This window comes from Kribbella albertanoniae (assembly GCF_004348455.1).
GTDB classification, from domain to species: Bacteria; Actinomycetota; Actinomycetes; order Propionibacteriales; family Kribbellaceae; genus Kribbella; species Kribbella albertanoniae.
In genome coordinates this window covers 1-5,596 of sequence record NZ_SMKA01000407.1, presented here as the reverse complement: position 1 = coordinate 5,596, position 5,596 = coordinate 1, and the positions used below count along the sequence as shown (strand labels likewise).

The following is a 5,596-nucleotide window of genomic DNA, read 5'->3' as shown; positions in this document are numbered from 1 at the left end:
CCACCTGACAACAGCAAGCGGCCGCCCCACCCCCAAAACCCCAGACCGCGGCGACCGCTCACTACACCTCAACCGCTAGCTCGGATCGTTCACATCCGCGACGTGAAATCCGAGGTCCGCGCAGGCCTTCAGCAGTTGCCGATCTCCCGAGGCGAAGACCAAATCTGGTTCGCCGACGTCCTCGGCACTTGCACAGTGCAGCGCGTCATAGGCACGCAGCGCCTCTGACGCGGACAACTCCGCGGCCCTGCGAACCAGGGGCCCGGTCGGTTCGACGACATTGATTTCCTGCCACAGCCGGTCGAGCCTTCGCAGCGCCTGCGTGTGCTGTTCCACGGTCACCCGGCCACGCCTGGTCGCTCGAGCCAGCGCGCTAGCGGTCTCCAGGTACAGAAGGTGGGTGGAGAGCACATCGTCGGCGTCTGCCCAGAGCTGCTCACAGAACGGCGAGCTGGCCTCGTCGATCAGGAGCGGAACGAACGCCGAGGTGTCGAGGTAGCAGATCATTCGCGATCCTCCGTAATCAGGTCGCTGACCGTGCCCTTCGTCTTGATCGGCGGTGGCACCGGCCGCTTCGGGCGCAGCGGCGGCCGGACCTCACCGGCGGCGATCATCTGCTGCAGCCTGCTCATTTTGCTGACCGGGCTGATCTGGGCGACCGGCTTGCCGTGATCGGTGACGGTGATGGTGTGTCCCTCGCGCACGTAGGCGAGGTGCCGACTGAGTCCGTCGCGGAGCTCCTTGATGCCGATGTCCATCAGATCATCCATTTCTACTGCTGGCGTGGCCACTTTTCCTCCTCTGATACTAGCCACAATTTGTGTCTGACCTAACTGTGACGGCACCGAGGGGTGGCTGCGGAGGGCAGATGGCGGGGCATCTCGGGGCAGATCATGCGGCGATCGGCCCGGATCATGGCTCGATCCGGGCCGATCTCGGCGAAATTCGGGGCATCCCGGGGCATTCCGGGGCAGATGGCCTACGGCCAGATCGAGGCGATCCATTCGGGGTGGTCGATGAAGGGGTTTCGGTTGTGTTGGTAGGTGGTGTAGATGACTTCGTTGCGGCGCTTTTCGAAGGTGTCGGGTGGGTCGGCGGCGGCCCAGGCCTTCAGGACTGAGAGTTTGCCTACGTAGGGGGCGCTGCCGTTGCTGACGGCGTTGTTGGGTTCGAGGTTGGCGAAGCCGTCGCCGCCGTCGTAGCGGACGGCCATATAGAGGATCATCCGGGCGACGTCACCGCGGACGGCGGCTCGGGGGGAGAACGAATCGCCGTCGGCGGCGCAGCCGGGGCATTCGGAGACGGTGCTGCCGCCGTTGTCGAAGTCGAGGTTGCCGCGGGCGGCATTGACCGACACGTCCTCGGGGCGAAGGTGGTGGATGTCGGTGCCGGGGCCGGTCGCCGTACCGAAGTCGCCGTGGGACTGGGGCCAGACGTGTTCGCGGTTCCAGTCGTTGACGCCGCCGCCGTTGGTGGACTTGCTCTGCGAGCGGCCGGAGTAGAGCAGGATGACGTTGTTCGTGTTCGCCGGGTCCTGGTCGGTGTCCTTGAGGGCGTTCCAGACCTGGTCGTAGGACAGCTTGGTCTGGTTCGCGATGATCGTGTGCAGGGCGGACTTCAGGGCGGCGCCGGTCTTACCCGCGGCCGGCGCGTAGTAGTCGCCGGGGTCCGGGGGATCCGTGGGATCCGTCCCGCCACCGGTGAAGGCGGTCGCGTCCTTCAGACCGGCGTGCGAGAAGTACGCGGCCAGCGTGCCGGTGACCGTGATCTGCTTCCCGAGCAGTCCCGGGTTGCTCTGCAGTCCGTACGACGCGCGGAACGCGGCTGGGATCTGCACGTACAGCATCGACCCCGTACTCGTCTGACTCGCGGAGTCCGCGAGGGCGAGCGCGTAGTCGTTCGGGAAGTTGCTACGGACAACCGTGCTGGTGGCGGTCGGCTGCCCGACCACCCAGCCGGTGACGGAGGCAGTTGAGCCGTCCTGCCTCCCGATCGCCGTCGCAACGGTGATCGGCGTCGCGGCCGTCGACGGTGTGACACCGAAGCCGAGCAGCGCGAGGACGGCGGTGAGGATCAGGACCGGGCGGAACGAGCGGGCCACAGCGACTCCCAGGGCGGATGGGAACGGTCGCAAGTGAGTCTGCCCCTCGGGCCGGTACGGCGAAACGTCCCGGAGCCTGAAGATTGCCGGACGATCCGGCAAACCGCCGGGGTTGCTACAGGTGGACGCGCCCGACCGCGACCTTCGGCGCCTTCCCGTCGAGGTAGAGCAGGTACCACCCGCTCGGCAGCTGCTTCTCGCTACAGCTCGTCACTGTGAACGGTACGTCGTCCGTCCATTTCGACTGACCTGGCGGAAGCGCGGCGCCGGTCTTGCCAGGGCTCGCCTTCGCCCGGCCCAGCACGGTGTTGCCCTTCGCGTTCTCCTGGACGACCAGGTAGTCCCGAGGCGGGTTACCCCCGTAGAGCGTGACCGTGGACGTGTTCGTCACCTTGCTCGTCAGAGTGCCGCGCCAGCCGTCGCCGTACCGCGTCATCGATTCCTTCGTCATGCTCTGCGTAATCAACAACTCTGGTGTACCGGACCGGTTCGTCGGCGCAACGCTGCTGCCGCACCGCAGGCCCTCGTCACCCTTCGCGGACGTCGGACCGCCCATCGGCTTGGTGGGCCCACCGCTCGCCGGCGGCTGATCAACCGCAGCCGGCCCCGGCAGTACGGCGTACGCGCCGATCGCGAGTGTGGTCACCGCGGTGACGCTGCCGACGCCGATGGCGGCCGACCGCACGCGCCTGCGGCGGCGGATGTGGGGGAGCAGGGCGCTGCCGTCGACACTCACGTTCTCGGCCCCGGCGGCCGCCGTACGGAGCAAGTCTTTTAGATCGGTCATTTCATCGTCTCCTCGGGTACGGCGAGCTGGGTGGCGAGCTTGGCGTGGGCATCGGCCAGATGTCGTTTGACCGTGCCTTGCGCGCAGCCGAGCTGTTCCGCGATGTCGGGGACGGTGAGGTCCTCGTAGTACCGGAGCACCACACATGCCCGCTGCTTGGGCGAGAGGGTGCCGAGAGCCTGCCGTACGACGTCCGTCAGCAGCCGGTCCTCGTCGTGGTGCTCGGCCGGGTGGACCAGGAGATGCCGTTTGGCCCTCCAGAGTCCGGCCCGTCGGCGGCCGTCCAGGAACTGGTTGAGCATCGCCCGCCGTACATAGCCCTCGAGCTGGACCACGTCGCTGCTGACCCGCATCCGCCCGAAGACCTTCAGCAGGGCGTCCTGGACCAGATCCGCGGCAGCGGCCGACTCGCCGGTCAGGAGATAGGCGTATCCCCGGAGCGCGCCGCCCCGGCCCGCGAGTAGTTCCTCGAAGGCTCGTTCCCAGTCAGCCATCCGGCCCCCGTCTCTCGGTTTCAGCTGTCAGTCACCAAGACGAACTCGGGAGCCGAACCGTTGGGGTTGAGTCGGTGGGGCGGTGAACGAGTGAGTGTCGTTCGCCGCCCCACCTAGGTGGGTGGGCCCCCATCAGGCCACGGCTCTCACCGCGGGCTGCTTGCCCATCCACCAGTGAGGTGCCACTGGCGGGCGGTACCTCACCGATCAAGTACGGAGGCGTCCTCCGTCGTGGCGTGGTGCGGACGCCGTTTACGGACCGTACTCAGTCCGGCACAGGTTGTCCATGGGCAAAGCAGCCATCTCACGTAATGACTCGATAGCTGAGTCAGCAGCTGATGTTGTCCTGGTGGGTCGTGCCTGCGGACCGGAAGTTGTTGACGCGAGTGGTGATCTGGGCAGGCGTCAAAGTTTCGTTCTTCGCGTAGTAGACCCAGTCGGCCGACTGGACGTAGGAGCTGGCGCCACCGGTGTGCCCGCTCAGGTCGATGAACCACTGGTTGTAGTTCAGCGTCATCGGCCGCCGCGGGTAGACGTTGTGGCCGGCGTCATCGGTGGTGTGGTCCGCGGCCAGCGTCCCGTCGATGTAGTACTTCACGTGACCTCCCGCGACCACGGCGACCAGCGTGTGCCAACCGGCGTGACTGAAGTTCCGCACGGTGGTCTTACGCCAGCCGTCGAACGGGTCCACCTGGTAGGTGTTCCAGCTGGTAAGGAAGTTGACCGGGCCGGTCTCACCCCAACCGCCGTTCGGCAGGTACTCCGAGATGTCGAGCTCCGAGTACGTCGGCTCCCAGTCGTAATCGAGCGGCGAGATCGTGTAGAAGGTCTGGTTGACGCGGTCACCGTCGTTCCCGCTGACGGGGGTGTCGCTGAACTTGAACCGCGTCGCGTAGGTGCCCTCGAAGAAGCGCAGCCTGTTCTGCTGCACCTGTGCCTGCGTGGTGCCGCCGGTCGTCCCGTCGGTGGTCGCCCTGAGCTGCAGCGACTTCTGGCCGTCAACGGTCGGGAAACTGACGTTCGCGGCGGTCCAGGTGTTCGGGATCCCGGGGCCGCCGGCGCCGGTCCGGACACTCCAGTCGTGACCGGTGAAGTTCGGGTCGGTTCGCGACGAATAGTTGAAATCGTCGAAGAGCGCACCGCAGGCCGTCGTCTTCTTGACCGACTCGGGGCGGGCGTTCGCGGTGGTCGCCGTACCGGCGGCGAGAGTGGCCAGTACGGCGGCCGCGGCGGTCAGGCGGATCTTGCGCGATCGAGTCATCGGGTTCACACCTTCGGTTCTCGGGGCGGGCAATCTGAAACCGAGGGTGGTCTATCCAATTGGTAAAGTCAATGCGTAATGCAGGATCGGAAATGCCGGAAAGCGGTTAACCACTGGTAAGATTTCGGGATGAGACGGACCGAGGCGCGGGACCAGTTGCTGCGGCTGATCGAGCAGCGCAACCCCGGTGAGCCGCTGCCGTCGGAGCGCTCACTGAGCGAGGATCTCGGCGTCTCCCGGCCGACGTTGCGAGCCGCCCTCGACGATCTGGCGCGCGACGGTCTGGTGATCCGCGAGCACGGCCGCGGCACGTTCACCAGCGCCCGCAAGATCCAGCAGGCACTCGAGCCGACCGCGTCCGGCGACTACCAGGCACCGCTGGCAGAGGGATCGCCCTGGCCGAGCCGGCTGCTCAGCTTCGAGGTCGGCCCAGCCGGTGCAAGGCTCGGCCACAAGCTGGAGATGTCACCGGTCGACGACCTGGTCACCGCGCTGCGGCTGCGGATCGTCGACGGTACGCCGATGTGCATCGAGCGGATCCGCATCCCGGCCGTGTTCGTTCCCGGGATCACCGGCCGCGACTTCGAGCTCGGCTCGTTCTACGGGCTGCTGCGATCGCGCTACCACGTTGCCCCGAAGGACGCCGTACAGACTGCGGAGCCGACTGTGACGGACGCGCAGGAGGCGGAGATCCTCGGCGTACCGGTGCATGCGCCGGCGCTGCTCTTCGAGCGCACCACGCGGAACGCGGACCACGCCGTGATCGAGTACACGCGCTCCATCTATCGCGGAGACCGGTACCGGATCACGACGCGGCTGACGTTCGACTGATATGGAGTGACCTGCTGTCAAGAGGCAAGGGTGAGGCGCCCGGCTGGGTTGTTCCCGGTCGGGCGCCTCGTGGCTTCGTGGATCAGCTGTGGTGGTGAGCGTGTCGTTGGCGACGCGCGGTC

General features: G+C 66.7%; 7 protein-coding genes. 1 reads left to right on the top strand and 6 read right to left on the bottom strand.

The window, feature by feature from the left end:
• Window positions 1-75: 75 nt before the first annotated feature.
• From E1261_RS42870 to E1261_RS42845, 6 genes are all read right to left on the bottom strand, one after another.
• A complete protein-coding gene (locus tag E1261_RS42870) occupies window positions 76-507 on the bottom strand; it encodes a type II toxin-antitoxin system VapC family toxin (RefSeq protein ID WP_132415777.1) in 432 nt (143 codons plus the stop codon).
• Window positions 504-770, bottom strand: a complete 267-nt coding sequence (locus E1261_RS42865) for a type II toxin-antitoxin system Phd/YefM family antitoxin (protein ID WP_238176804.1) — start codon at window positions 768-770, stop codon at window positions 504-506. Before E1261_RS42865 ends, E1261_RS42870 begins: the two co-directional genes overlap by 4 nt.
• A gap of 209 nt (window positions 771-979) precedes the next feature.
• Window positions 980-2,101: an endonuclease gene (locus E1261_RS42860; RefSeq protein WP_238176803.1), complete on the bottom strand. Its 1,122-nt coding sequence runs from the start codon at window positions 2,099-2,101 to the stop codon at window positions 980-982.
• Between the two features lie 115 nt (window positions 2,102-2,216).
• Window positions 2,217-2,888, bottom strand: a complete 672-nt coding sequence (locus E1261_RS42855) for a hypothetical protein (RefSeq protein ID WP_132415775.1) — start codon at window positions 2,886-2,888, stop codon at window positions 2,217-2,219.
• Window positions 2,885-3,382, bottom strand: coding sequence for a SigE family RNA polymerase sigma factor (locus E1261_RS42850; RefSeq protein WP_132415773.1), 498 nt, complete (start codon window positions 3,380-3,382; stop codon window positions 2,885-2,887). The genes E1261_RS42855 and E1261_RS42850 overlap by 4 nt, the downstream gene beginning before the upstream one ends.
• Before the next feature lie 328 nt (window positions 3,383-3,710).
• On the bottom strand, window positions 3,711-4,643 hold the full coding sequence (locus E1261_RS42845; RefSeq protein WP_132415771.1) for a glycoside hydrolase family 16 protein: 933 nt from the start codon (window positions 4,641-4,643) through the stop codon (window positions 3,711-3,713).
• A gap of 129 nt (window positions 4,644-4,772) precedes the next feature.
• Between E1261_RS42845 and E1261_RS42840 the strand changes: the two genes are divergently transcribed.
• Window positions 4,773-5,474 carry a GntR family transcriptional regulator gene (locus tag E1261_RS42840; protein WP_132415769.1) on the top strand — a complete coding sequence of 234 codons (702 nt, stop codon included), beginning with the start codon at window positions 4,773-4,775 and terminating at the stop codon, window positions 5,472-5,474.
• The last annotated feature ends 122 nt before the right edge of the window (window positions 5,475-5,596 follow it).

Bases quoted from the DNA above. Each gene is read 5' to 3' on its own strand.
- E1261_RS42870 (WP_132415777.1), bottom strand. From the start codon at position 507: ATGATCTGCTACCTCGACACCTCGGCGTTCGTTCCGCTCCTGATCGAC.
- E1261_RS42865 (WP_238176804.1), bottom strand. From the start codon at position 770: ATGGATGATCTGATGGACATCGGCATCAAGGAGCTCCGCGACGGACTC.
- E1261_RS42855 (WP_132415775.1), bottom strand. From the start codon at position 2,888: ATGACCGATCTAAAAGACTTGCTCCGTACGGCGGCCGCCGGGGCCGAG.
- E1261_RS42850 (WP_132415773.1), bottom strand. From the start codon at position 3,382: ATGGCTGACTGGGAACGAGCCTTCGAGGAACTACTCGCGGGCCGGGGC.
- E1261_RS42845 (WP_132415771.1), bottom strand. From the start codon at position 4,643: ATGACTCGATCGCGCAAGATCCGCCTGACCGCCGCGGCCGCCGTACTG.
- E1261_RS42840 (WP_132415769.1), top strand. From the start codon at position 4,773: ATGAGACGGACCGAGGCGCGGGACCAGTTGCTGCGGCTGATCGAGCAG.